General features: G+C 74.1%; 19 protein-coding genes and 3 pseudogenes. 12 read left to right on the top strand and 10 right to left on the bottom strand.

Annotation, left to right across the window (positions count from 1 at the left end; all coding sequences use genetic code 11):
- Positions 1–176 precede the first annotated feature (176 nt).
- Positions 177–1,085, top strand: a complete 909-nt coding sequence (locus ACIO5E_RS03275; RefSeq protein ID WP_400663040.1) for an SGNH/GDSL hydrolase family protein — start codon at positions 177–179, stop codon at positions 1,083–1,085.
- Between the two features lie 132 nt (positions 1,086–1,217).
- Here ACIO5E_RS03275 and ACIO5E_RS03270 read toward each other — a convergent pair whose 3' ends face one another.
- The gene (locus tag ACIO5E_RS03270) at positions 1,218–2,351 is read right to left on the bottom strand and encodes a HoxN/HupN/NixA family nickel/cobalt transporter (protein ID WP_400663037.1); all 1,134 of its coding nucleotides are present in this window, start codon (positions 2,349–2,351) and stop codon (positions 1,218–1,220) included.
- A 352-nt stretch (positions 2,352–2,703) separates the two neighbouring features.
- Between ACIO5E_RS03270 and ACIO5E_RS03265 the strand changes: the two genes are divergently transcribed.
- The 4 genes from ACIO5E_RS03265 to ACIO5E_RS03250 all read left to right on the top strand — a co-directional run bounded on the left by ACIO5E_RS03265 (position 2,704) and on the right by ACIO5E_RS03250 (position 7,231).
- Positions 2,704–3,648: a hydrolase gene (locus ACIO5E_RS03265; protein WP_400334445.1), complete on the top strand. Its 945-nt coding sequence runs from the start codon at positions 2,704–2,706 to the stop codon at positions 3,646–3,648.
- A 175-nt stretch (positions 3,649–3,823) separates the two neighbouring features.
- Positions 3,824–5,674 (top strand): CocE/NonD family hydrolase, encoded by a 1,851-nt coding sequence (locus ACIO5E_RS03260; RefSeq protein WP_400663034.1) that lies wholly within the window; start codon positions 3,824–3,826, stop codon positions 5,672–5,674.
- Between the two features lie 64 nt (positions 5,675–5,738).
- A complete protein-coding gene (locus ACIO5E_RS03255; RefSeq protein WP_400663031.1) occupies positions 5,739–6,431 on the top strand; it encodes an aspartate/glutamate racemase family protein in 693 nt (230 codons plus the stop codon).
- Between the two features lie 182 nt (positions 6,432–6,613).
- Positions 6,614–7,231 carry a hypothetical protein gene (locus tag ACIO5E_RS03250; protein ID WP_400663028.1) on the top strand — a complete coding sequence of 206 codons (618 nt, stop codon included), beginning with the start codon at positions 6,614–6,616 and terminating at the stop codon, positions 7,229–7,231.
- A gap of 55 nt (positions 7,232–7,286) precedes the next feature.
- Here ACIO5E_RS03250 and ACIO5E_RS03245 read toward each other — a convergent pair whose 3' ends face one another.
- The 3 genes from ACIO5E_RS03245 to ACIO5E_RS03235 all read right to left on the bottom strand — a co-directional run bounded on the left by ACIO5E_RS03245 (position 7,287) and on the right by ACIO5E_RS03235 (position 9,643).
- Positions 7,287–7,646 (bottom strand): cupin domain-containing protein, encoded by a 360-nt coding sequence (locus ACIO5E_RS03245; protein ID WP_400663025.1) that lies wholly within the window; start codon positions 7,644–7,646, stop codon positions 7,287–7,289.
- A 118-nt stretch (positions 7,647–7,764) separates the two neighbouring features.
- On the bottom strand, positions 7,765–8,655 hold the full coding sequence (locus tag ACIO5E_RS03240) for an aminoglycoside phosphotransferase family protein (RefSeq protein ID WP_400663023.1): 891 nt from the start codon (positions 8,653–8,655) through the stop codon (positions 7,765–7,767).
- 133 nt (positions 8,656–8,788) lie between these two features.
- Positions 8,789–9,643 (bottom strand): helix-turn-helix transcriptional regulator, encoded by an 855-nt coding sequence (locus tag ACIO5E_RS03235; protein WP_400663020.1) that lies wholly within the window; start codon positions 9,641–9,643, stop codon positions 8,789–8,791.
- A gap of 20 nt (positions 9,644–9,663) precedes the next feature.
- Between ACIO5E_RS03235 and ACIO5E_RS03230 the strand changes: the two are divergent.
- Positions 9,664–10,200: pseudogene (locus ACIO5E_RS03230) on the top strand (SDR family NAD(P)-dependent oxidoreductase); the annotation flags it as partial.
- Between the two features lie 158 nt (positions 10,201–10,358).
- Here ACIO5E_RS03230 and ACIO5E_RS03225 read toward each other — a convergent pair.
- The 3 genes and pseudogenes from ACIO5E_RS03225 to ACIO5E_RS03215 all read right to left on the bottom strand — a co-directional run.
- Positions 10,359–11,075: pseudogene (locus tag ACIO5E_RS03225) on the bottom strand (putative Ig domain-containing protein); the annotation flags it as partial.
- Positions 11,076–11,288: 213 nt separating this feature from the next.
- Positions 11,289–11,885: pseudogene (locus ACIO5E_RS03220) on the bottom strand (trypsin-like peptidase domain-containing protein); the annotation flags it as partial.
- A 246-nt stretch (positions 11,886–12,131) separates the two neighbouring features.
- Positions 12,132–13,082 carry a hypothetical protein gene (locus ACIO5E_RS03215; RefSeq protein WP_400663017.1) on the bottom strand — a complete coding sequence of 317 codons (951 nt, stop codon included), beginning with the start codon at positions 13,080–13,082 and terminating at the stop codon, positions 12,132–12,134.
- 168 nt (positions 13,083–13,250) lie between these two features.
- Between ACIO5E_RS03215 and ACIO5E_RS03210 the strand changes: the two genes are divergently transcribed.
- Positions 13,251–14,369 (top strand): alpha/beta hydrolase, encoded by a 1,119-nt coding sequence (locus tag ACIO5E_RS03210; protein ID WP_400663015.1) that lies wholly within the window; start codon positions 13,251–13,253, stop codon positions 14,367–14,369.
- Positions 14,370–14,439: 70 nt separating this feature from the next.
- Entirely contained in the window at positions 14,440–16,848 is a 2,409-nt protein-coding gene (locus ACIO5E_RS03205; protein WP_400663012.1) for an ArnT family glycosyltransferase, read from the top strand.
- Between the two features lie 90 nt (positions 16,849–16,938).
- Here the strand turns inward: ACIO5E_RS03205 and ACIO5E_RS03200 are convergent, their stop codons facing one another.
- The 3 genes from ACIO5E_RS03200 to moaA form a co-directional block, all read right to left on the bottom strand.
- Positions 16,939–18,507 carry an alpha/beta hydrolase gene (locus tag ACIO5E_RS03200; protein ID WP_400663009.1) on the bottom strand — a complete coding sequence of 523 codons (1,569 nt, stop codon included), beginning with the start codon at positions 18,505–18,507 and terminating at the stop codon, positions 16,939–16,941.
- Positions 18,508–18,591: 84 nt separating this feature from the next.
- Positions 18,592–19,350 carry an HNH endonuclease family protein gene (locus ACIO5E_RS03195; protein ID WP_400663006.1) on the bottom strand — a complete coding sequence of 253 codons (759 nt, stop codon included), beginning with the start codon at positions 19,348–19,350 and terminating at the stop codon, positions 18,592–18,594.
- Between the two features lie 142 nt (positions 19,351–19,492).
- The gene (gene moaA / locus ACIO5E_RS03190; protein WP_400663004.1) at positions 19,493–20,488 is read right to left on the bottom strand and encodes a GTP 3',8-cyclase MoaA; all 996 of its coding nucleotides are present in this window, start codon (positions 20,486–20,488) and stop codon (positions 19,493–19,495) included.
- A 147-nt stretch (positions 20,489–20,635) separates the two neighbouring features.
- Between moaA and ACIO5E_RS03185 the strand changes: the two genes are divergently transcribed.
- The 4 genes from ACIO5E_RS03185 (at position 20,636) to ACIO5E_RS03170 (ending at position 24,413) form a co-directional block, all read left to right on the top strand.
- Positions 20,636–21,247: an NTP transferase domain-containing protein gene (locus tag ACIO5E_RS03185; protein ID WP_400663002.1), complete on the top strand. Its 612-nt coding sequence runs from the start codon at positions 20,636–20,638 to the stop codon at positions 21,245–21,247.
- A 163-nt stretch (positions 21,248–21,410) separates the two neighbouring features.
- The gene (locus tag ACIO5E_RS03180) at positions 21,411–22,262 is read left to right on the top strand and encodes a hypothetical protein (protein WP_400663000.1); all 852 of its coding nucleotides are present in this window, start codon (positions 21,411–21,413) and stop codon (positions 22,260–22,262) included.
- Between the two features lie 205 nt (positions 22,263–22,467).
- The gene (locus tag ACIO5E_RS03175; protein WP_400662998.1) at positions 22,468–23,310 is read left to right on the top strand and encodes a hypothetical protein; all 843 of its coding nucleotides are present in this window, start codon (positions 22,468–22,470) and stop codon (positions 23,308–23,310) included.
- 167 nt (positions 23,311–23,477) lie between these two features.
- Positions 23,478–24,413, top strand: a complete 936-nt coding sequence (locus tag ACIO5E_RS03170) for a (2Fe-2S)-binding protein (RefSeq protein WP_400662995.1) — start codon at positions 23,478–23,480, stop codon at positions 24,411–24,413.
- Positions 24,414–24,600: the final 187 nt, after the last annotated feature.

Genomic DNA, 24,600 nt, shown 5'->3' with positions numbered 1-24,600 from the left:
GGAGCGAAATGCGAAATACCACCTGGCGGAATTTCGGAAATTTCCGCGCTCGGCATGGACGTCCACGAAACCTGGCAGTAACTTACCTGCGAGTAGCCGCGGCCGGCACGACCCCCACCCGTCGTTTCTCTCCCCCAGGAGGAATCGTGCTCCGCCCTGCCCGGAAACCCCGGCGCGTGCGCAACACCACCGCGCTCACCGCCGTCGCGCTCGGCGCCGCCCTCGCGCTCACCTCCACCAGCGCCCAGGCCGCCGTCCCGGCGCCGCGACACCTCGTGGCGCTCGGCGACTCCTACGCCGCCGGCGCGGGCGTGCCCGGCCAGTCGGCCGGCCTCTGCCTGCGCTCCGACCGCAACTACGGCCACCTGGTCGCCGCCGCCCTCAAGGCCGGCGCGTACACCGACGTCACCTGCGCCGCCGCCAAGGTCAAGGCCATGACGCAGCCGCAGTACGACGCCTTCATCAAGGTCAACGACCCGCAGCTGGACGCCGTGACCCCCGACACCGACCTGGTCACCCTCGGGATCGGCGGCAACGACCTCGCGGCCAGTGACCTCGGCCTCGGCGAGCTCGTCGCCACCTGCATCGCCGGCGCGGTCGTCAACCCGCTCGGGACGCCCTGCAAGGACGTCTACCACCACGGCTACTGGGACTGGAACAGCTGGTCCTGGCAGTACGGCAACGACGACCTGGCGGAGCGGATCACCACCACCATCGCGCCGCAGATCGCCGACACGCTGCGGCGCATCCACGCCAAGGCGCCGCAGGCCCGGGTGCTGCTGGTCGGCTACCCGTCCGTGCTGCCCGCCGACGGCGCGAAGTGTGTCCTGCGCCAGCCGGTGACGCCGGGCGACGTGGAGTACATGCACGGTGTGCTGGACAAGCTGAACGCCGCGCTCAAGGCCACCGCGGCGGCGGGCGGCGCGACGTACGTCGACACCGCGACGCCCACCGTCGGGCACGACGTGTGCTCGGACGACCGCTGGATCGAGGGCGCGCTGCCCGGCTCGCCCGCCGTGCCGTTCCACCCGAACGCGACCGGCGAGCAGGTGATGGCGGACGCGGTGCTCGCCGCCCTGCGGTAGGCGCCGGCTCCGCACCCGCGTCGACGTCGGGCCCCGCCCGAAAGCCCCGAGGGGGCGGCGACCAGACCCCGGTCGCCGCCCCCTCGGTTCCGCCCTCGCGGTTCCGCCCTCGCGGTTTCGCCCGCAGTGGCGTCAGTCGGACTTGGCGGACGCGGCGGCGGACGCGGCGGCCAGGCCGGCCGACCACTTCTCCTCGACCCTGCCGAACTTCCAGTAGGCGATCGCCGCCACCCAGGTCAGCACGAACAGGCCGACGATCGCATAGCCGACGAAGTTGAGGTCCAGCCCGCCGACCCAGGCGATCGGGCCGCTGGTGATGTCCAGCTTCTCGCCGAGCAGGCCGATCAGCTCGATCAGGCCGATCACCAGCGCGACCAGCACCGACAGGCCGGTGACGGTCAGGTTGTAGTAGATCTTGCGGACCGGCTTGGAGAAGGCCCACTCGTAGGCGAAGTTCATGAACGAGCCGTCGATGGTGTCCAGCAGGCTCATCCCGGCCGCGAACAGGATCGGCAGTGTGAGCAGCGCGTACCAGGGCAGCGAGAACGCCGCCGCGCCGCCGGCCAGCACCAGCAGGGACACCTCGGTGGCGGTGTCGAAGCCGAGGCCGAACAGCAGGCCCACCGGGTACATGTGCCAGGGCTTGGTGACGGTCCTGGTCACCCGGCCGAGGATGCGGTTCATCAGCCCGCGCCGCTCCAACTGGCGCTCCAGCTCGGCCTCGTCGTACTCGCCCACGCGCATCCGGCGGAACACCTTGAGGATGCCGTTGAAGGCGCCCAGGTTGATCAGGCCGAGGAGCAGCAGGAACGTCCCGGAGACGGCGGTGCCGATCAGGCCGGTGGCCTGGTGCAGGGTCGAGTCGTCGGACTCCACCTGCCCGGCCAGCGAGCGGATGCCGAAGGCGAGCAGCGCGCAGAGGCCGAAGACGATCGAGGAGTGCCCGAGCGAGAACCAGAAGCCGACCGACAGCGGCCGCTTGCCCTGACCCATCAGCTTGCGGGTGGTGTTGTCGATCGCGGCGATGTGGTCCGCGTCGAAGGCGTGCCGCATCCCGAGGGTGTAGGCGGTCAGGCCCATGCCCGCGCCGAACACCTGGCCGCCGACCGTGTAGTGCTCGGGCGCGACCAGCGCGAGCAGGGTGAACCAGCCGACCACGTGCAGCGCGAGGATGAAGCCGCCCATCCCGGCCAGGCGCATCCACTCCTCCCGGGTGAGCCGGTCACGCCATCTGACGGGCGAGGCACCTGCGGCGGGGCTGGACATCCTGTGGTCCTTTCGGGTGGTCCGGGCGAAGCTGGGCCATCTTTCCCCCCTCGGGGAAGTAGTTGCAAGTCATGTGCAAATGCCGGACGGCGGCGAACGGAGGCGGGCGGGCGCAGGAGGGGGCGCGTGACGGCGGCCGCGCTCCTCCCGGCGGGGGGTTTCACCGCCTCCTCCGGCAGGGGTTTCACCGCGCCCCGGCGAGGGCTTCACCACCCGCCCCCGTTCGTCATGGACCGTACAAATCCTGGTAACCCCGGAAGCCTTCCGGTCGCCGCTCTACGCGCGGATACTCCCGTTCTACGCGCGAAAACTCGGGCGCCGAAAGCCTCAACCCCCCACGGAGGAACGGCACATGACGATCAGTATCCGAACCGTCGCCGCACTCGCCGGCACCGCCCTGCTCACGGCCGGCCTCACCGCCGCCGCCCCCACCGCCACCGCCCGGCCCGCGGCGACCAAGGCCGCCACCGCCGGGCACCGCGTGCTGTTCGACAACAGCAAGGCCGAGACCGCCGGCAACGCCGACTGGATCATCAGCACCAGCCAGCCCGACCCGCTCGCCCAGAACCCCAACCCCACCACCGAGAAGAGCTGGACCGGCGCGCTGTCCGCCTGGGGCGTCGCCCTCCAGAAGACCGGCCAGTACAGCCTCAAGACCCTCCCGGCCGGCTCCACCATCAGCTACGGCACCGGCGCCGCCCTCGACCTCGCCAACTTCGACACCTTCGTCCTGCCCGAGCCCAACATCCGGCTCAGCGCGGGCGAGAAGACCGCGATCATGAAGTTCGTCCAGAACGGGGGCGGGCTCTTCCTGGTCTCCGACCACACCAACAGCGACCGCAACAACGACGGCTGGGACTCCCCCGCGATCATCAACGACCTGATGACCTCCAACGGGGTCGACACCAAGGACCCCTTCGGCTTCTCCGTCGACCTGCTCAACATCACCACCGACAACCCGCGCGCCGTCAACGCCCCCGCCGACCCCGTCCTGCACGGCACGTTCGGCACCGTCACCGGCTCCATCCTGCGCAACGGCACCACCTTCACCCTCAAGCCCGCCGACAACCCCACCGTCAAGGGCCTCGTCTACCGCACCGGCTACAGCGGCAGCACCGGCGCGTTCTTCGCCACCAGCACCTACGGCAGCGGCCGGGTCGCCATCTGGGGCGACAGCTCCGCCATCGACGACGGCACCGGCGAGGCCGGGAAGAAGGTCTACAACGGCTGGGACGACCCCGCCGGCACCAACGCCGCCCTCGCCCTCAACGCCACCGCCTGGCTCTCCAAGGCGTAGCCACCGCGCGCGCCCCCCGCCGGGAACGCACGCCCCTCACCGGGAGTGCACGCCCTTCGTCAGGAAATCAGGCGGTTCCTCCCCTAGGGTCGAGATGTCGACGCCCGCGGCGCGCTTCCCGTACGCGCCGCGGGCCCGCCGGCGCTCACCGGCCCGGGATCCGATGGGAGCGGCCATGCCGTCCTACCCCTTCCACACCACCCGCGAGGACGTCCGCATCCCGCTGCCCGACGGCACGCGGTTGGCCGCCCGGCTGTGGCGCCCGGTCGACGACGAACCCGTCCCCGCCGTCCTGGAGTACTCCTCCGGCCGGTTCACCGACCGGACCGCCGCCGAGGACGCCCGCCGCCATCCCTGGTACGCCGGCCACGGCTACGCCGCCGTCCGGGTGGACACCCGCGGCCACGGCAATTCCGACGGCCTGCCCGGCGAACCCGGCGGCGACCAGGAACTCGCCGACGGCGTCGCCGTCCTCGACTGGCTCGCCGACCGCCCCTGGAGCAGCGGCCGGGTCGGCCTGCTCGGCGTCGGCGCCGCCGGCACCACCGCCCTGCTGCTCGCGGCCCGCGCCCCCGACACCGTCGGCGCCGTGGTCACCGCCTGCCCCGAAGGCGGCCACCGCCTCGGCGGCGCCCTCCTCGCCGCCGGCCTGCACACCCGGCTCACCGCGCTGATCGCCGACGCCGCGCTGCCGCCCGACCCCCGACACGTCGGCGACGCCTGGCGGGCCGGCTGGCTGGCCCGCCTGAAGTCCCTGGACCCGCCCGTCGACGCCTGGCTCAGCGCCGACGAGGCCACCGTCCCCGTACCCGCCCCCACCTTCGCCGTCGCCGGCTGGGGCGACCCGTCCTGCTCCTTCGTGCTGCGCCTGCTCGCCAGCTCCCCCACCGCCCGCGCCCTGCTCGGCCCCTGGCCGCACGGCCTGCCCGAGGACACCCTCCCCGAGACCCTGCGCTGGTGGGACCACTGGCTGCGCGACATCGACACCGGCGCCCTCGCCGAACCCGCCCTGCGCAGCTGGATCAGCACCCGCTGGACCGGCGAGGAGGCCTGGCCCTCCCCCGGCGTCCGGGAGATCCACTACGGCCTCGACGGCCCGCTGCGCACCGCCGGCACGGCCTCCGACGACCGCTACGTCCTCGTCCGCTCCCCGCAGCACACCGGCCTCAACGCCGGTGCGTACGTCCCGCTCGGCCGCCCCGCCGACCAGCCGCCCGACCAGCGGGAGGAGGACGGGCGCTCGGTCTGCTTCGACTCCCACCCGCTGCCCGAGCCGGTCGAACTGCTCGGCATCCCGACCGTGCGGCTGCGACTGCGCGACGACGGCCGGCCCGCCCAGATCACCGCCCGGCTCTGCGCCGTCGGCCCGGACGGCACCTCCGCGCTGCTCACCCGGGGCGTCCTGGTCGCCACCGGCCCCGACGCGGTCGTCGAGCTCGCCGCCTGCGCCGCCACCGTCCCGGCCGGACACCGGCTGCGGCTCGCCCTCTCCTCCGTCTACTGGCCGTGGGTGTGGCCCGCCCCGGGCGCCGCCGGCTACGCCCTCGACCCGTCCCGCTCCGCCCTCGGCCTGCCCGCCCGCCACCTCGCGGCCGGCGCCGGCGCGGCCCCCGTCGCCTTCGCGGCCCCGGCCCTGCCCGAGCCGCTCGACATCCACCTCACCGACCCGCTCACCGCCCGGCCCGAACACGTCACCGTCCACGACATCGGCCGCCACGAATGGCGCACCGAACTCTCCCCCGCCACCGACGGCACCCGCACCCACCCCGACGGCCTGGTCCGCGACGAGCACACCGTCACCGCCTACCGCGTCCTCACCGACGCCCCGCTCAGCGCCCAGGCCCGCACCGACCACACCGTCCGCCTCGAACGCCCCGACGCCGGCTGGGACGTCACCGTCCAGACCCGAACCCAACTCCGCTGCGAGGCCGGACACTTCCTCAGCCTCGTGCAACTGCGCGCGCTGGAGGCCGGCTCGGTGGTGTTCGCCAGGGAGTGGCGGCACCGCGTCCCGCGCGACGGCTGAGATCGCCTAAAAGTGTTCCTTATACCTTTGATTTCCTTTCTTCCATTGCTTTATAAATAGCGCCATGAAGACCCTCGGCCTGATCGGCGGCATGAGCTGGGAATCCACCGCCGAGTACTACCGCCTCCTCAACGAGCTCACCCGCGACCGCCTCGGCGGCCTGCACTCCGCCCCACTCGTGCTGTACTCGGTCGACTTCGCCGCCGTCGAACAGCTCCAGTCCGAGGGCCGCTGGACCGAGGCCGGCGAGCTCCTGGCCGACGCGGCACGGTCGCTGGAGGCGGCGGGCGCCGAACTGCTGCTGATCTGCACCAACACCATGCACAAGGTCGCCGACCAGGTCGCGGCAGCGGTCTCCACCCCCCTGCTGCACCTCGCCGACGCCACCGCACGCGCCGTCCGGGCGGCCGGGCTGCGCCGGGTCGGGCTGCTCGGCACGGCCTTCACCATGGAACAGGACTTCTACCGGGCCCGCCTGGCCGCCCACGACCTCGACGTCCTCGTCCCGGGCCCCGACGGCCGCGCCCTGGTGCACCGGGTGATCTACCAGGAGCTGTGCCTCGGGGTCGTCCGCGAGGAATCCCGGGCGGCCTACCGCCGGGTGATCGACGACCTGGTCACGGCGGGCGCGGAGGGGATCATCCTCGGCTGCACCGAGATCGAACTGCTCGTCCGCCCCGAGGACAGCCCCGTCCCCGTCTTCCCCACCACCCGGCTGCACGCCGAGGCCGCGATCGACGCCGCCCTGTCCGCGTAGCGCGCCAGGGCCGGACCGAGCCGTCCGACGCCGGGTCAGCCTGCCGGGGTGGCGGAACCGGGGCCCGCCCGGCCGGTCCTGCCGGGCCCACGCCGCCGCGGGTTCCCCGATGGGGGCGGTCGTCCACGGGAGCCCGGCCGGGTGCAGTACCGGTGTCGGTGGCCGCCGCTACGGTCGTCCCCATGAAACCGGAATTCGCCAACCAGCACGAGCCGTTGCCCGGACGGGTCGGCCACGTCGCGGCCATCGAGTCGCTCACGCTCGACGGTCGCCGCTACTTCTTCGGCTTCGACCACCGCAGCGATCTGGTCGTCTCACCCCTCGTCGACGACCCGGACGCGATGGCCGCCTTCGCCGCCGAGCACCTGCGCCAGAGCGACGGCCCGCACGATCCGGCCTACTGGGCGGCCCTGGTCGCCGAGGCGGTCGACGGCTCCGCGCTGGTCGACCGCGACTCCGAGCGGGAGTTCACCACCGAGGGCCTGCGCACCGAGCTGCCGGACCCGGACAGCCACCTGCTCTACCTCCTCGACGCGGTCACCGACCTCGACGAGGACACCGGCCTGCCGGCCGACCTCCAACAGGCCTGCGAGCGCCTGGGTTTCGCCGGGCCCGACGATGACGACTTCGCGGACAGCGTCGACGACTGCCTGGAGGCCGTCCTGGCCGAGGGGCCGCTCGGCCGCCCCGACGAGTGGACGGTCGTCCGCGGCTACCTCGGCTCCGCCATCGGCGCCCTGCCCGGGAACTGGGGCCTGCTGTTCGGCCCCCTCGCGGAGGGCCTCGCCCGGAGCCGCTGAGCACCGGGCGGGCCGAGGCGACGTTCGCGGTACTCCCCCGGGGTGATCGCGTCCATCACCCCGCCTCCGGCACCTCCACGATCAGCAACGTGCCCCGGCTGCCCGCCCGTACGGCATGCCGCACGCCTGCCGGGATCCGGCAGAGTTGACCCGGGCGGACGGTCAACTCCTGCCCGTCCAGGAGAAGTTCGAGGAGGCCTTCGACCACGAACAGCGCCTCCGCCGTCCCGTGCGCCTCCGGCTCCAGCGCCCGCCCGTCCATCCGCAGCACCTTCACCGCCGCCGTCCCGACCCGCCCCACCACCAGGGAACGCCAGGCGTCGGGCAGTTCGGCGGCCGTCTCGTACACGTCGACCAGGCTCATGGCATGCCTCCCGGCGGCCCGCCCGGCCCGGGTGGGCAGGCGTCCGCGCATCGCGATCAGTGGACGGCCCGGACGCTACCCGAGCCGGACCGCCCGCTGGTCGACCGTTCGGTAAAACCTGCCGGGACCGGGACCGGGACCGGGGCGGGCACCGACGGCGGGCCGACGCTCAGCCCTCCGCCAGCACTTCCCCGATCACGTGCCGGGCGATGCCCGCCATGACCGGGTTGGTCTCCCGGTAGTAGTCCAGCTCCCGCAGCGCGACCGACAGCGCCCAGCCCCGCCCGCGCGCCCAGGCCGCGTCGTCGGCGCCCACCGCCGCCCGGAAGGCGCCCCGGGCCGACGCCGGCAGCACGTACCAGGCCGGGATCAGGTCCACGGCCGGATCGCCCAGGCCCACGCAGCCGAAGTCGATGACGGCGCTCAGCCGCCCGCCCTCGGACACCAGCAGGTTGCCCGGCTGGAGGTCCGAGTGGATCCAGACCGCCGGGCCGCAGTGCCCGGGGGCCCGCAGGGCGGCGCCCCAGGCGGCCGTCACCGCCTCGGTGTCGACGACTCCGCGCAGCCCCGCGATCGCGGCCCTGGTCGCGCCGTCCCGCTCCCCCAGCGGCTCGCTGCGGAAGGAGGCGGGACCGCCCGCCGGGTCCACCCGCCGCAGGGCTCGTACGAATGCGGCCAAGTCGCCTGCCAGGAGACCGGGTTCGGCGATCCGGCCGACCACCGGGTTCGCGCCCTCCAGCCAGCCGAGGACGGACCACGGCCACGGGTAGCCGCCGACCGGCCCTCCCACGCCCAGCGGCACCGGAACGGCGACGGGCAGCGCCGGGGCCAGGTGCGGCAGCCAGGCGTGCTCCTTGGCGATGTCGTCCGCCACCCCCGCGATGCGGGGAAGGCGCACCACCAGGTCCCCGCCCAGGCGGTACATCGCGTTGCTGGTGCCGGCCGAGTCGACCGACTCCACCGGGAGGCCGGCCCATTGCGGGAACTGCCCGGCGATCAGCCGCCGCACCAGCGCGTCGTCGATGTCCAGCTCGTCGGCGTGCATCCTGCCCGCTGCCATGCCCTGCCCACCCTCTCGTGTACCGGCTCGGGTGTCGGCCGGTCAGGCCGGGAACGCCACGAACCGCGCCGCGCCCGGCGGCACCCGACCCTGCCAGCGCGGCGACGGCCCCGCAACCGAAAAACGGTCGGTCTTACTCCCGGACGGCGAGGTCCTGGCTGCCCACCATCTTCAGCAGCCGCAGCGCCTCGTGCGAGGGCGTGCCGGGCGCCGCGGTGTAGAAGATGATCCACTGGTCGCTGTGCGGGTCGTGCAGCGCCTCGCAGTCGAGGTCGAGCGGGCCCACCACGGGGTGGCGGATGCGCTTGTGGGTCGAGCGGCGGACCTCGACGTCCTGCCGCGCCCACAGTTCCCGGAACTCGGCGCTCACGGCGGACAGCCGGTCGACCAGGCCCCGCACCCCGCTGTCGGCGGGGTAGCGGGCCGCCGCGACCCGCAGGTCGGCGACGGCCCGGAGGGCGATCTGCTCGACGTCGGCGGGGTGGTACCGGGCACGGGCCCCGGGGTCGGTGAAGAACTGCCGGATCGTGTTGCGTTCGCCGGGCGGCAGCGTCGAGAAGTCCCCGAGCAACGCGGCCGCCATGGCGTTCCAGGCGAGCACGTCGCGGGCGGCGCTGCAGACCATCGCCGGCGTGTCGCCGAGCCGGTCGAGCAGGTGCAGGACGCCCGGACGCACGTCGCGGGCGAGGCCGGGCGGCGGGCCGGGCGGCTCGCCGACGAGGTGGTGCAGGTGGGCGCGCTCGGCGTCGGACAGCCGCAGTGCCCGGCTGATCGCCCCGATCATCTGGCGGGACGGCCTCGGCCCCCGGCCCCGTTCGAGGCGGATGTAGTACTCCACGGACATGCCGGCGAGTTGGGCGACCTCCTGGCGGCGCAGGCCCGGGGTGCGGCGCCGCCCGCCGGTCGGCAGGCCGACGTCGGCCGGCTGGATCCGCGCGCGCCAGCGCCTCAGGAAGGCGGCCAGCTCCGCCCGGTCGACATGTTCCACGCCCCCACACCGACACCGCGACGATCGCCGCCGCGGCGGAGCTGATCGACGCCGAGTACGGCCGGCTGGACACCCTGATCAACAACGCGGGCGTCACCCGGGACCAGAGGCGCACGCCGGACCGACTGCCGGTCGAGGCAATGCGCGAGACGTACGAGACCAACGTGTTCGGCGTCGTCGCCGTCACCAACGCCATGCTCCCGCTGCTGCGCAGGTCGCCCGCGGGCTACGTCGGCAACGTCTCCAGCGGCCTGGCCAGCTTCTCCTTCCTCGCCGATCCGGACTCCCCGCTGTGGAAGCACGCGGCCCTGCTCGCCTACAACTCCTCGAAGGCCGCGCTCAACGCCGTCACCCTCGGCTACGCCCGCGTCCTGCGCGACACCGGCATCAGGGTCAACGCGCTGGAGCCGGGCTACTGCGCGACCGACCTGAACGACCACGCCGGCCACCTCAGCGCCGAGCAGGGCGGACGCAACATCGCCGGGCAGGTCACCGCGTCACAGGACGGTCCGACGGGCTCCTTCTTCAACCCGGGCGGCGGCACCTACCCCTGGTAGACCGCGCCGAGGGGCCGGGCGGCCGGCACAGGTCGTCACGGACCCGTCACCAGCTCGATCGGCCTGGTCGCCCCCACCGCACGGGAGACCGCCGTCGGGCGCGGCAAGGGCCCGGCAGCCACCGCTGCCGGGCCCTCAGGTCGTGCCGTCGACCGGTGTCAGCTGGTCTGGACGGAGGTGTCGTCGATCACGAAGCTCGTCTGCAGCGAGGAGTCCTCGGTGCCGGTGAACTTCACGGTGACGCTCTGGCCCGCGTAGGACGAGAGGTCGAAGGTGCGCTGCTGGTAGCCGGCCGCGGCGTCCACGTTGGAGTAGGTCTTCAGCGTGGTGCCGTTCACCGACACGGCCAGCTTGTCGTAGGCGGTGGTGCCGCTCTCGGCGGTGTCGACGTGCAGCCAGAAGCTCAGCGTCGCCTTGCAGCCGGCCGGGATGGTCACCGTCTGCGAGAGCGAGTCGGTGTGCGAGGAGCCGTAGCCGTCCAGCCAGGCCTTCCACGAACCGCCGTGGGCCGCCTGCGAGGAGCTGTTGTCCACCACGCCGGAGCTGGTCGTCCACGGCGCCGCCGTGCCGGTCTCGAAGCCCGCGTTGCCCAGCAGCTGGGTCGGCGTGCAGGAACCGCCACCGCCGGCCACGGTCCAGGTGAAGCTCGCGGTACCGGACTTGCCGGCCGAGTCCTTCACCGTGACGGTCACCGGGTAGCTGCCCGCGGTGGTGGCGGTGCCGGTGATCGCGCCGGTGGAGGCGTTGATGACCAGGCCGGTGGGCAGGCCGGTGGCCGCGTAGGACAGCGGCGCGGTGCCGCCGGAGGCGTTGATCTGCAGGTTCACGGCGCCACCGACCGCGGTGGACTGGTCACCGGGGCTGCTCACGGAGACGGCACCGCTGCCGGCCGGCTTGGTGAGCAGGCAGCCGGCCACGTTGAGGTCGATGACCCGGCCGTTGCCGAGGCAGGTGGTGAACCAGTAGGTCTCCTCACCGTAGCTCTGGCCCTTGGTGGCCGTGGTGGTGCCGTCGGCGGCGACCTCGCACGGGTTGTCGAGGGTGCACATCTCACCGTTGTCGTTACCGGTGTTGTTGATGCCGATGATCCGCCCGCTGGCGGAGTCGATGATCGGCGAGCCGGAGGTGCCGTGCGTGGTGTTGCAGCCGGAGCTGTAGCGCAGCGAGTCGTGCCAGGTCCACTGGTCCTCGCGCAGGGTGGGCACGAACCCGTTGACGGAGCAGTTCCACACCTGCTTCCAGTACGAGGAGGGTATGTACATCGCGGCGCCGTCGGCCGGGTGGGCGTCGTTGACCGTCAGCGCGGTGGCGCCGTACTTGGAGGTGATCGAGCCGTAGGTGTCGGTGAGTTGGTAGAGCGCGACGTCGGTGCCGGTCATCGTCGCGTAGAGCACCTTGTCGGCCTGGACGGTGCCGAGGCTGTTGCCGGCGCCGTCGAGCAGGGTGCCGCTGCGGCTCGCGCTGACGTTCTGGATGACCTGGCCGGCCGAGGGCATGGTCGGCAGGCAGTGGCCGTTGGTGAGCATCAGGGCCCGGTCGCCGGCCACCGAGGTGGGGTAACGCACCAGCGAGGCCGAGCAGTTGCTCAGGGCGATGGTGGACGTCAGGTCGCTGGCCTGGACGGCGTGTGCGGGAGCGGCGGCGAGGGTCAGCCCGCCCGCGACGACGGCACCGACGCCGGCCATCGCGGCAAGTCTCTTGAACATGGCTCTCCTTGTGGGGGATCGCGGGGTGTACGACTGGTCGCCGAGGCCCGCGCCGCACGAAAGTGCCATGGTCACTTCAAGCGGTCAACCGTATTGGCCGAACTCGCCACCGGCAATCGGCCGTTGTGCCCCGGGACGGCAACCATCCGCCCCGGTATGCCCGTTAAGGGCGGGCCCGGTGGCACCCCGGGGCGCCGACCGTGCCCGCCGCGGCGGAGACAAGCCCTACGGCTGCGGGAAGGAGTTCGCGTCCACGTCGTCGGTCTTGGCGTTGCCGCCGACCGTCGGCTGGAGGGTGATCGACCAGGACGTCGCGGTACGGCCGGTCTCGAACGCCAGCGTGTCCTGGAACTTGGTGAACCGGCAGCTCTGCGTGAACGCCTTCGCGTCCGAGTCCCAGTCCACCCCGCCGGCGAAGTACACCTCGTACGTGCCGTCCTCGACGCCCTCGATGCTGGCCTTCTGCCCCTTGGCCACGTACACCGAGTGCACCGACTTGCCGTTCAGCGCGAGCGAGACGACCGCGTCCCCCTTGCCGCCGTTGTCGACCTTGAACACGCCCTCGCCGCGCAGCCGCCCCTCACGGACCAGGGTGCCGTTGTCCAGCGCGCGGGACTGCTGCTTCGGGGTCTGCGGGACGGCGAAGGTCGTCGGGTAGCCGGCCGCCGCCATCTTGGCGAGGGCCGCCGACACCGCGGCCAGGCTCGCGGAGGCACCGAACTCCGCCTGCGCGGAGCCCACCGCGCAGACGCCCTTGCTCTTGATGTCGCTGCGGACCTTCGCCGCGTCGGTGGCGAGCGAGGTGAGCGCCGTCACCAGCTCGGCCCGCACCGTCGTGACCGCGGCCGGCTCGTCCGCCAGGCCCAGTCCCCGGCCGGCCGTCCGCGCGCTGGTGGCGATGCCGCCGAGCACGCCGTCGAGGTCGCTCAGGGTCTTGGCCCCGGCCACCTGGCCGAGCGCGGCGTTGACCGGGTCGATGTTCTGGCCGAGCACCGGGCCGTACGGCGGCGCGGTCGGTGTGGGCGTGGGCGTCGGCGTGGGAGTCGGCGCCGGCACGGGCAGGGCACCGCCCGCACCGGTGGACCGCCCGCCCGCGGCGCCTCCGCCGCCGCTGGAGCAGGCCGCGAGCAGCAGCGCGATACCGACGGCCAGACCGGCCCTGGTGATGGATTTCATGAACCCCGCCCCGGTGACGTCCCGCACACACAGCGTGCACGTGCACGCCGCCATGGTGCCGAGCCCGTGCAACCGGGTCAACCGGATTCACACGGCCCCGCAGGAGGAGGTACCGGGGGGTGCAGGGGGCGCCCGGGGGCGCCGAGGGAGGTCAACTACGATCGGGGCGTGCTCAGTCTCACCGGACTCCCCCTCCAGATCGTCACCTCGGCCGTCGCGATCCTCGTCTTCGCCGCCACCATGTGGCTCTGGCCGCGCTTCGGCGGGAAGGGCTGGAAGTCCTGGGCGGGCCGGATCGGCGCCTTCCTCGCCACCCAGGTCGCCGTGCTGGTCGCGATGGGCCTGATCGCGAACGGCTACTTCGGCTTCTACAGCTCCTGGAGCGACCTGCTCGGCACCAACGGCAAGCTCGGCACGGTCGTCGACCACACGCCCAACGCCGCCCTGTCCATCACCGGTGAGCAGAGCTTCTACTCGGCGCAGGGGTCGGACCGCGAGCGCTCGGGGCTGATCCAGAAGGTCGCCGTCAAAGGAGCCGCCACCGGCCTGAACGGCGAGGCCTACGTCTACCTGCCGCCGCAGTACTTCCAGCCGGCCTACGCCAAGCAGCAGTTCCCGATGGCCCTGGTGCTCACCGGCTACCCGGGCACCCCGGAGAAGCTGATCTCGCTGATGCAGTACCCGGCGTCCGCCCTCACCGCGATCGAGCAGAAGAAGCTCCCGCCGACCATCCTGGTGATGACGCGTCCCACGCTCGTCGGCAACCGGGACACCGAGTGCGTCGACGTCCCGAACGGCCCCCAGGCGGAGACCTACTTCACCAGCGACCTGCCCAAGGCCCTGGCCACCGCCTACCGGATCGGCTCCGCCCCGTCCAACCGCGCGGTGATCGGCAACTCCACGGGCGGCTACTGCGCGCTCAAGTTCGCGCTGCGCAAGCCCGACTCCTACCCCGCGGCGGCCGCCCTCTCCGGCTACTACAACGCGGCCCACGACGAGACCACCGGCGACCTGTTCGGCGGCGACGACCGGCTGAAGCAGGAGAACGACCTGCTGTGGCGGCTGAAGAACCAGCCCGCCGCCCCCGTCTCCCTGCTGCTCACCACCAGCTCCGACGAGGACAACTACGGCGAGACCCAGGCCATGGTCAAGGCCTTCAAGGCCCCCACCAAGCTGTCCACCATCACCCTGGACACCGGCGGCCACAACTTCCACACCTGGACCCGGGAGATCCCCCCGGCCATGGAGTGGCTGGGCAAGCACCTCACCATGCCGCCATCCGCCTGAACCTCGGATCACACCCGCCTCACAGCCGCGTCTCACACTCCTCTCAGCCACGCCACGCACGGTATGGCGCATGACCACGACCAGCTACTCCCCTCCGGCCGGCGAACCGTGGCCGGAGGCCGCGAACTTCCCGCCGCCGGAGGTGCCGCAGCCGGACCCGGCCCGGCCGGCCCCGGCGCCGCTCTTCCCCGAGCAGCCCCTGCCGCCCGTCGGCCCCAAGGGCCCCGCCTCCTGGTCCGGCCGGCTGCGCACCCTCCCCGCCCGCGCCTGGCGCGGGCGCGCGGACGACCCGCGCTGGGTGCGCCCGGCCCTGCTGGCACTGCTGGGCGCGACCGTCGTCCTCTACCTGTGGGGCCTGAGCGCCTCCGGCTGGGCCAACGCCTTCTACTCGGCCGCCGTCCAGGCCGGCAGCCAGAGCTGGAAGGCCTTCTTCTTCGGCTCCTCCGACGCCGGGAACTTCATCACCGTCGACAAGCCCCCGATGTCGCTGTGGCCGATGGCCCTCTCGGTGCGGATCTTCGGCCTCTCCTCCTGGTCCCTGCTCGCCCCGCAGGCGCTGATGGGCGCCGCCACCGTCGGCGTCGTGTACGCGACGGTGCGCCGCCGCTTCTCCCCGCTCGGCGGCCTGCTGGCCGGGGCCGTGCTGGCGCTCACCCCGGTCGCGGCGCTGATGTTCCGCTTCAACAACCCGGACGCGCTGCTGGCGCTGCTGCTCACCCTGGCCGCGTACGGGCTGGTGCGGGCCATCGAGGCGGCGGGCACCCGCTGGCTGGTGTTCACCGGGGTGATGTTCGGACTGGCCTTCCTCACCAAGACCCTGCAGGCCTTCCTCGTGCTGCCGGCCTTCGCGCTGGTCTACCTGGTCGTCGCGCCCACCGGCCTGTGGCGGCGGGCGCGGCAGCTGCTGGTCGCGGGCGCGGCCATGGTGCTCGCCGGCGGCTGGTGGGTGGCCGTGGTCCAACTGCTGCCGGCCTCGGCCCGCCCGTACGTCGGCGGCTCGCAGGACAACAGCTTCCTCTCCCTCACCTTCGGCTACAACGGCCTCGGCCGGATCAACGGCGACGAGACCGGCAGCGTCGGCGGCGGCGGGCGGCTCCCGGCCGGGCTCGACCTGCCGGGCGGGGCGATGCGCGGCGGCCGCGGCTGGGGTCAGACCGGCCTCACCCGGCTGTTCGGCGGCGACATCGGCGGGCAGATCGCCTGGCTGCTGCCGGCCGCGCTGATCCTGCTGGTCGCCGCCCTCTGGGCGACCCGCCGCCACGCCCGTGCCGACACCGCCCGCGCGGCGTTCCTGGTCTGGGGCGGCGCGCTGCTCTCCACCGCGCTGGTGTTCAGCTTCATGTCCGGGATCTTCCACCAGTACTACACGGTGGCGCTCGCCCCGGCCGTCGCGGCGCTGGTCGGCATGGGCGTGGACGGGCTGTGGCGGGCCCGGCACCGGCTGCCGTGGGCGCTGGTGCTGGCCGGGACCCTCGCGGTGACGGCGGTCTGGGCGTACGTCCTGCTCGGGCGCAGCGCTCAGTTCGTGCCCTGGCTGCGCTGGGTGGTGCTGGTCGGCGGGCTGGCGGCGGCGGCCGCGCTGGTCGCCGGACAGCTCGTCGGGAAGGCCTCCGGACGGGTGGGCGCGCGGATCGCCTCCGTGGCGGGCCTGGTGGGCCTGGCGGCGGCGCTCGGCGGGCCGGCGGCGTACGCGGTGGACACCGTCAACACGGCGCACAGCGGCTCCATCGTGACGGCCGGGCCGGCCGTACGGGGCTCCTTCGGCCCGGGCGGCGGCGGCCGGCCCGGCGGGAAGGGCTTCGCGGGCGGCGGCCGGATGTTCCAGCCCGGCGGCGGGCAGAACGGCGGCGCTCCGGGGGTCCCCGGCGGGGGCAACGGCGGCGGCGCCGGCGGCTTCGACGGCGGTGGCAACGGCGGCTGGCAGGGCTTCAACGGCGGCGGCACCGGCGGGTTCGGCGGCGGCGGGTTCGGCGGCGGCGGCAAGGGCGGGTTCAACGGCGGCACCGGCCACCGCGACCGCGGCACCGGTACCAACCCCGGCAGCGGAACCCCCGGCACCGGCGAGGACCCCGGCGGCATGGGCGGCCTGCTCGGCGGCACCAAGGTGAGCGAGGAGGCCTCCGCCCTGCTCAAGGAGAACGCCGACCAGTACACCTGGGCGGCCGCCACCAACGGCTCGCAGAACGCCGCCAGCTACCAACTCGCCACCGGAAAGCCGGTGATGGCCCTCGGCGGCTTCAACGGTACGGACCCCTCGCTCAGCCTGGCCGGCTTCCAGAAGTACGTCCAGGAGGGCAAGGTGCACTGGTTCATCGCCGGCGGCTCCCACCGCGGCTTCGGCGGAGCCGAGAGCGGACGGGGCGACACCGGGGCGCAGGAGTCCGAGAGCGCCCAGATCGAGAGCTGGGTGACGAGCCACTTCACCGCGAAGACGGTCGGCTCCACCACCTTCTACGACCTGACGGCCCCGCTCTCCTGACCGTCCTCCAGGGGGCGCACCGCAGCCTGCGGTGCGCCCCCTTCGTGTTTCCCCCACCCCCTGACGGTCGCCCCCGGCCGCCGCGCCCCGTCAGTCCGACGGGCAGTGTGTCCCGGCCGCGGGCAGCGTGCCGTCCACCAGGAAGGCGGCCACCGCCTCCCGCACGCAGTCGCTCTTGTCGTACCCGGTGTGCCCGTCGCCGTCCCGGGTGAGCAGCACCCCGTGGGCGAAGCCGGAGGCCATCCGCTGCGCCCACACGTACGGCGTGACCGGGTCGCCGGTGGAGCCGATCACCAGGATCGGCGCGCTGCCCTCCGCCCGGATCCGGGACGGGCGTTCGGCGGTGCGGAACGGCCAGGGACGGCAGTCCGGGGCGAGCAGCGCCGCCCGGACGTCGTGCCGGCTCATCAGCGGGGCGCGGGCGGCGAGTTCGGCACGGGCGGTGCGCAGGTCCTCGTCGGTGGGGGCCATCAGGGCGTCCGCACAGGTGATGGCGGCGAAGGCGTCCGCCGTGGTGGCGTAACGGCCGTCCTCGTCGCGGCCGTTGGCCCGGTCGGCGAGCGCGAGCAGTTCGGCGCCGTCGCCGCGGGTGATCGCCGGGTCGAGGGCCCGGCGCAGCCGCTCCCAGGAGCGCCGGCCGTCGTAGAGGACGTCGAGGGTGGCGTTCCAGGCCAGGGTGGCGGTGAGGCGGCGGCCGTCGCCGGTGCTCAGCGGGTGCTCGCGCAGGCCGTCCAGGAAGCCGGCGAGCCGCTGCGGGGCGGTGGCGCGGTCCCGGCCGAGCGGGCAGCCGTCGAGGCCCGCGCAGTCGGCGGCGAAGTCCCGCAGGGCGGTCTCGGCGGCGGCGGCCGCCTCGCCGTTCAGCCGGACCGGGTCGAGGCTGCGCTCGACGGCGCCGTCCAGGACGAGGCGGCCGGTCCACTCGGGGAACTGCTCGGCGTAGAGGGCGCCGAGGTACGTGCCGTAGGAGCTGCCGAGGAAGTCGAGCCGCCGCTCGCCCAGGGCCCCGCGCAGCACGTCCAGGTCGCGGGCGGTGTCACGGGTGCCGAGGTGGGGCAGCAGCGTGGCCTGCCGGGCCCCGCAGGCGTCGGCGAGGACCCGGCCGCGGTCGTAGCCGGGGTCGTCGGTGCTGTTCCACTCGTCCCGGGTGCGGTCGTCGAGGCAGTGCACGGGGGTGGTGCGCCCGGCGCCGCGCGGGTCGAAGCCGACCAGGTCGAAGTGGTCCGACACGGTGCCGCGAAACGACTCCCAGTCCCAGAACACCTTGTCCACCCCGGAGTTGCCCGGCCCCCCGGGGTTGAGCACCAGCGTGCCGAGCCGCCGGTCGGCCTTGCTGGTGCGGGCCCGGGCGACGGCGATCTCGATCTTCTCGCCACCCGGGTCGGCGTAGTCCAGCGGGACCTTGAGCCCGGCGCACCGCAGCTCCGGCTCGCCGGGTTCGGCCTCCGGCCGGTCCGGGCACGGCTTCCAGTCCAGCGGCTGCAGGTACAGCGCCGCGAGCGCGGGAGGGGCCGTCCGGGGCACCAGGTCCCGGGGCTGCCGGGCGGACGCGCCGGCGGCCGGTCCGCGGCCCGGTGCCGGCGGCGCGGTGCAGCCCGCCGTCGGCACGAGCAGGGCGGCGAGCAGGGCGGGCAGCAGACGCCTGGGGATCTTCGGGATCACCGCCCACCAATATCACCTGCCGCCCGCCCCGGTCGCATCCGCACCCTCACCCGCACCGGCGGCCGCTCCCGCTGGAACGATTCGTCAGCCTCCGCACTGCTGGAGCATGGCCTGCTTGTCGGCGGTGGTGACGGGGAGCTGGTACGTGAGCGAGACCTGGGCGAAGCGGACGGCGTAGGAGCAGCGGACGGCCGTGTTGGCGGGGAGCCAGGAGGCCGGGCCGGAGTCGCCCTTGGAGGCGTTCTGGGAGCCGTCGGCGGGGATCAGGTTGAGCGGGTCGTTGGCGATCTGGACCCGCTTGGCCTTGTCCCACTTGGCGGCGCCCATCTGCCAGTCGTAGGAGAGCGGCATCACGTGGTCGATCTGGATCTTCGTGGCCTGCTGCTTGGTCCACTGCACGTTCTGGCCGGTGTACGGGTCGTGGATGGTCATCGCGGTGACGACGCAGTTCGAGCCGTCCTTGCGCTCGACGGCGGTGCCGTCGCGGGCGAGCAGGTCGTTGCGGGTGTCGCAGTTGTTGTGGCCGAGCGGGACGCCCTCGACGTTGTCCGTCCAGGCGGGGCCGAACTCGTTGCGGTCGTAGCCGTCCTTGGGGCCGGCGGCGGCGGTGGCGACCTTGGCGATGACGTCCCGGCCGGCCTTCTGCTCCTCGGGTGTGGTCAGCGGGGCCAGGCCGGGCTTGGTGCCGTCCGGGTTCTGCAGCGGGCTGGCGCCCAGGCCCCCGGCGGGGGCGGCGGAGTCGCCGGCCTGGTGGTCGCGGCCGCCGAGCAACCACCCGGCCAGTGCGAGGGCGCATATCAGGAACACGGTGGCGGCGGACAGGGCGGTGCGGCGGGCGGGCACGGAGAACTCCCGGGTGCTGGGGTGGGTTGACGGCGAACCAGCAGATCAGCCACCCCAAGAGCAGGTCAAGACGGCGCCACGCGAACCCCGTCGACCATGTCGAAGCTCACACCGCGCGCACACCGCGCGCACGCCGCCCGGCTCAGCCGCCGATGGCCGACATCGGGCGGTCGGGCCGGACGAAGTCGGCGGAGTTGACGGCGTGTCCGGGCCCCTTGCCGGTGATGGAGGCGCGCCACGCGGCCTCGATCCGGTCCTCGTCCGAGCCGCCGCGCAACAGGGCGCGCAGGTCGGACTCCCCGGTGGCGAACAGGCAGTTGCGCAGCTGGCCGTCGGCGGTCAGGCGGACCCGGTCGCAGCCTCCGCAGAACGGCCGGGTGACGGAGGCGATCACCCCGATCACGGCGTCCGTGCCCGCGACCCGCCACTCCTGCGCCGGGGCGTTGCCGCGGCGCCCGACCGGGACGAGCTCGAAGCGGGCGCCGAGCGCGGCCAGGATCTCGTCCGCGCTGACCATCGTCGAGCGGTCCCAGGCGCCCTGCGCGTCCAACGGCATCGACTCGATGAACCGCATCGCATACCCGTGCTCGACCGCGAACTCGGCCAGCGGCACGATCTCGTCGTCGTTGACCCCGCGCACCGGCACCGCGTTCACCTTCACCGGTGCCAGCCCCGCCGCCCGGGCCGCGGCCAACCCCGCGAACACGTCCCCGATCCGGTCCCGCCGCGTGATCTCCGCGTACCGCTCGGGGCGCAGCGTGTCCAGGCTGACGTTCACCCGGTGCAGCCCCGCCTCGCGCAGCGCCACCGCCGTACGGGCCAGCCCGATCCCGTTGGTGGTCAGCGACACCTCCGGCCCCAGCGCCGCGATCCGCCCCACCAGCTCCGGCAGGCCCCGCCGCAGCAACGGCTCCCCACCGGTCAACCGCACCGAGGCGATCCCCAACCGCCCCACCGCGATCCGCACCAACCGCACCACCTCGTCGTCGCTCAGCACCTCCGCCTTCGGCAGCCAGTCCAGCCCCTCGGCCGGCATGCAGTACGTGCAGCGCAGATTGCAGCGATCGGTCAACGAGACCCGCAGATCGGTGTGGACCCGACCGAAGCGGTCCACCAGCGGGCGCGGTGCGGTGTTCATCGACCCAGTACAGGGGCTGGCGGGCCGCACGGCCAGCGGCCGAACCGCCGGGGACCGGCCGCGACCTGCGGGTTCTCCTTGTGGATTCGTACAACTGTAGGTTGATACGGCTGCGCGCCGGCGGGCCCGGGCGGGCAAGCTTGGCCCATGCAGAACACCGAAGCTCACCCCGGCCCCGTCGCCGCGCTGGTGCTCGCCGCCGGGGGCGGGCGGCGCCTCGGCGGGCGTCCCAAGGCGCTCATCCGGTACGCGGGCCGACCGCTGGTCGAACACGCGGTGGCGGTGGTCCGGGCGGGCGGCTGCGCCGAGGTGACGGTGGTGCTCGGCGCGGACGGCGAGCGGGTCCGCTCGACGGCGCACCTGCCGGGCTGCCGGCTGGTGGCCAACCCGGACTGGGCGGGCGGCATGGGCTCCTCGCTGCGCGCCGGGCTGGCGGCCCTGCCGGAGGGGGTGTCGGCGGCCCTGGTGATGCTGGTGGACACCCCGGGCGTCACGGCGGCCGCGGTGTCCCGGCTGCTGGCCGCGCACCGGGCGGGCGCGGAGCTGGCCGCGGCGGCCTACGACGGGCGGCGCGGGCACCCGGTGCTGATCGGCGCCCGGTACTTCGCGGAGGCGGCGGCGGGCGCGTCCGGAGACGCGGGCGCCCGCGCCCTGCTGGCCTCGCACGCGGACCGGATCACGCTCGTCGAGTGCGCCGACGTCGCCGTCCCGGACGACCTGGACACCCCCGCCGACCTGGCCCGCTGGTCCGCCGGCTGACCGCCCCGGCCGGGCCGGGTGCCCGAAGCACCCGCAGCGGGCACCGACCGGGCGCACACCCCTGATCCATCCCTGAGGATTGCCCCATTCCGCGCCAAGCGCCCACCGTTTCGGGGAGCATGGAAACCGTCCCACCACCCGACTCGAACGGACGGAGCCCGCGATGGCCGGACTGCCCGACGACTTCACCGGACACGACCCCGCGCGGCCAGGGCCCGGGGCGGGCGGTGGCGCCCGGGCGATCCGCTGCCCCGCCTGCCGCCGCGAGCACCTCTACGAACCACCGTCGCTGCCCTGTCCGTGCGGCGCCTCGCTGAAGGTGCCGCTGCTGCGCGGCGGGGTGCCGGTGCAGGTGCGGTTCCGGTCCTGGGAGGACTCCTGGCTGAGCATGCGCTGCCCCCATTGCGGCCGCTCCGACCAGTGGCCGCAGCCCGAGTTCACCTGCAACTGCGGCGCCACCGTCCGGCTGCCGGTGGACCGCACGACCCGGCTCGGCACCGGTACGGCCGGCCCGCTCGCCACCCCCGGCCCGCAGGCCTCCCGCCCGTACCCGGCCCACCCGATGGGCGCGCCGGTGCCCGCCCCGCCCGGCGGCCCCGGCGGGCAGGCCAAGCCGTTCCGCCACCGCACGCCGTTCCGCCCGCACCCGGTGCGCACCTCGCAGGACGCGGTGTTCACCGCCGCCCGCTACCTGGAGTGGCTCGGCTTCGACGACCTGGAACTGACCGAGGCCCAGGAACGCGACGGGGTCACCCTGCTGGGCAGCCGGATGGTCGCCCAGGTGGACACCTGGACCGAGCCGGCCGACGTGAAGTCGGTGGAGTGCCTGTGGCTGCAGACCCTGCACGCCGAGGAGATGGCCGCCGCGATGTTCACCCTGGCTGGCTACTCGCACCAGGCCACCGTACGCGGCGAGCAGTTGCTGGTCGCCCTGTTCAGCCTGGATCTGGCGGGGGTGCCGCAGCCCGCCAACGGCGCCGCCGAGGCCCTGATGGAGACCGGCTGGACGTCCTGACCGACGGACGTCCTCTAGATCAAGTCCGCCGCGAACGCAAGAACCTCCGCTCGTGATCTGGTGCACAAGCTCACCCCCGTGTTGAATTGCCGCCACAGCGCGGGCCTTTGCGCTGCCGTCACCGTCGCCATGCCGACGGGAGCCGACGGCGACGCGGGTGGGGCGGGCCCGTGCCCTGCTGGATGGCGCACACAAGGAGGTGGCGTTGTCAGAGCACGGATGGGGCCCGAACGGCCCGAACGGGCGGGGGCGGGCGGAAGCGGAGGAACCGGGCGACACCGTGTGGCGACTGAGGTCCCGGGGGTGCTGGCAGGAAGCGGCCGAACTGTTGCGCCCGGCCGCCGAACAGGACCCGACGACGGCGCTGGCACGGGCCGAACTCCTCATCGAGCAATGCCTGTTCACCGCCGCGCAGTGGACCCAGGCGGAACAGGCGCTCCGCCTCGCGGAGGCCGTCGCGACCAGCACCGAGCAGCGCGCGGGCGCAGCCTGCGCCCGCGGCTTCCTGGCGTACGTGGCCAGCGTGCTCGGTCCACGGGACCGGCTGGACGAGGCGCAGGCGGCGCTCGGGCGCACCTCGGCCCTGCTGCCGCCGGACGCGCCGGGCCGCCCGCTGCTGGACTTCCGGCGCGGGCTGGTCGCCGAGAACCTGCTGCGCGACCGCAGTGCCGCCTGGATCGCCTACCGCCGGGCGCACGACGGCGCGGGCGAGCGCGGGGACGAACTGCTGCGCTCGTACACCTGGCGCCACCTGGCGGCGCTGGCGCTCGCCCGGGGGGACCGCGGCAACGCCCGCGAGGGCTTCGACGCCTCGCTGCGGCTGCGCGAGCAACTCGGCTTCACGGTGGGGGTGGCGCCGGCCCTCGCGGCGCTCGCCGAGGTGTCCGAGCCGGCCGAGGCGGCCCGGTTGCGGGCCGAGGCGGCGCGACTGGTGCACGCGCTGGGCGGGGTGCCGGTCTGGCTCGCGCGCCAGTTGGGCACCGCCCGCGCGCCGGGGCCTCCCCCGGACGGGCGCATCACCCGCGAGACCCGGGGAAGGATCAGCTAAGGTGAGCCTAACCTGGCTGGGGCGAGCAGTGCCCCGGCCAGGTCGCCTTGCCGTTCCCCGGGCACCGCCATGCCCCGGTCCGGCCGGGCCCGGCGGCCACCACCACCCCGCCCGGGCACCGCCGGGCGGTCCATGAGCGGCCCCGGTCGACCCGATGGGGCCCGCCCATGACCGCGAGCAGCACCCGGCCCGGCCCCACGCCGCGCGCCCCCCGCACCACCGAGGCGCACGCCCTCGCCCCCGCGCCGGCCGGCACCGCCCCCGGCGCGACCTCGTACCACCGGCTGACCGTGCTCGCCCCCGTCGTACGGGTGCGCTGCGCCCCGCCCCGCCGCGGCGACGGCTGGATCCCCGCCGCCGACCTGGCCGCCCGGCCCGAGGCGCTCCGCGAGCTGATCGCCCACGACGCCCGGCAGGGCCTCGACCGCTACGGGCGGCCGCTGCGCCCGGACGTGGCGGCCGGCTTCGGCCTGCACCGCATGGTCTGGCCGGTCTCGCTGCTGTTCACGGCGCCGTGGTTCCTGGAGCGGCGCGTCCCACTGCTCGCCCCGGCGGACGTCTCGGTGCGCCGCGGCACCGGCACGGTGGAGCTGACGGTCCGCCCGGACGCCTTCGCCTGCCTGCCGGACGACCCGGCGGCCGGGGCGCCGCAGGCCCGTACGGTGCCGGACGAGAACGCGCTGGCCGCCGAACTGCGCGGCGCGCTGGGCGGGTTCCTGGAGCCGCTGCTGGCCGCCTTCCGCCCCGAGGTGCGGCGCGGGCCGCGGGTACTGTGGGCGATGGCCACGGACGCCGCGGTGGAGGGGCTCTGGCACGTCGGCGGGCTGCTCGGCGAGGAGGAGCGGGCGCGCGCCGAGCTGTCCGCGCTGCTGGAGCCCCCGCCGGCGGGCGACCGGGCGACGGCTCCGGAGCGCACGCCCGGCGCGCCCGGCGCCCCCGCTCCGGTCCCGGCCCCCTTCACCCCGGGTGCCGGTTTCGCCGCGGCGGCCGCCGGGTGCGGCGATGCCTCGGGCACCGACCGGGCCCGGGCCAGTTGCTGCCTCGTCTACACCGCGCAACCGGAGGACATGTGCGGCGGCTGCCCCCGCGTCATGCGAGGTTGACGAATATCCGTGCGATATCAGATCCGGAAAGCCCGGAATTCCGGGAACAACCCGCTTCGCATTCATACGACAATGCGATTGCCGTGGGGTCAGAAATCCCTCTACTCAGCGCATTGACTGCGAATCAGCCATTCCCCCGCCGAGCATCCGCCATGATGGTCCCCGCCATCACGACGCAGGAACGCGA

This window comes from Kitasatospora sp. NPDC087314 (genome assembly GCF_044744365.1).
Taxonomy (GTDB): domain Bacteria; phylum Actinomycetota; class Actinomycetes; order Streptomycetales; family Streptomycetaceae; genus Kitasatospora.
This window is presented reverse-complemented; position numbering and strand designations above follow the sequence as displayed.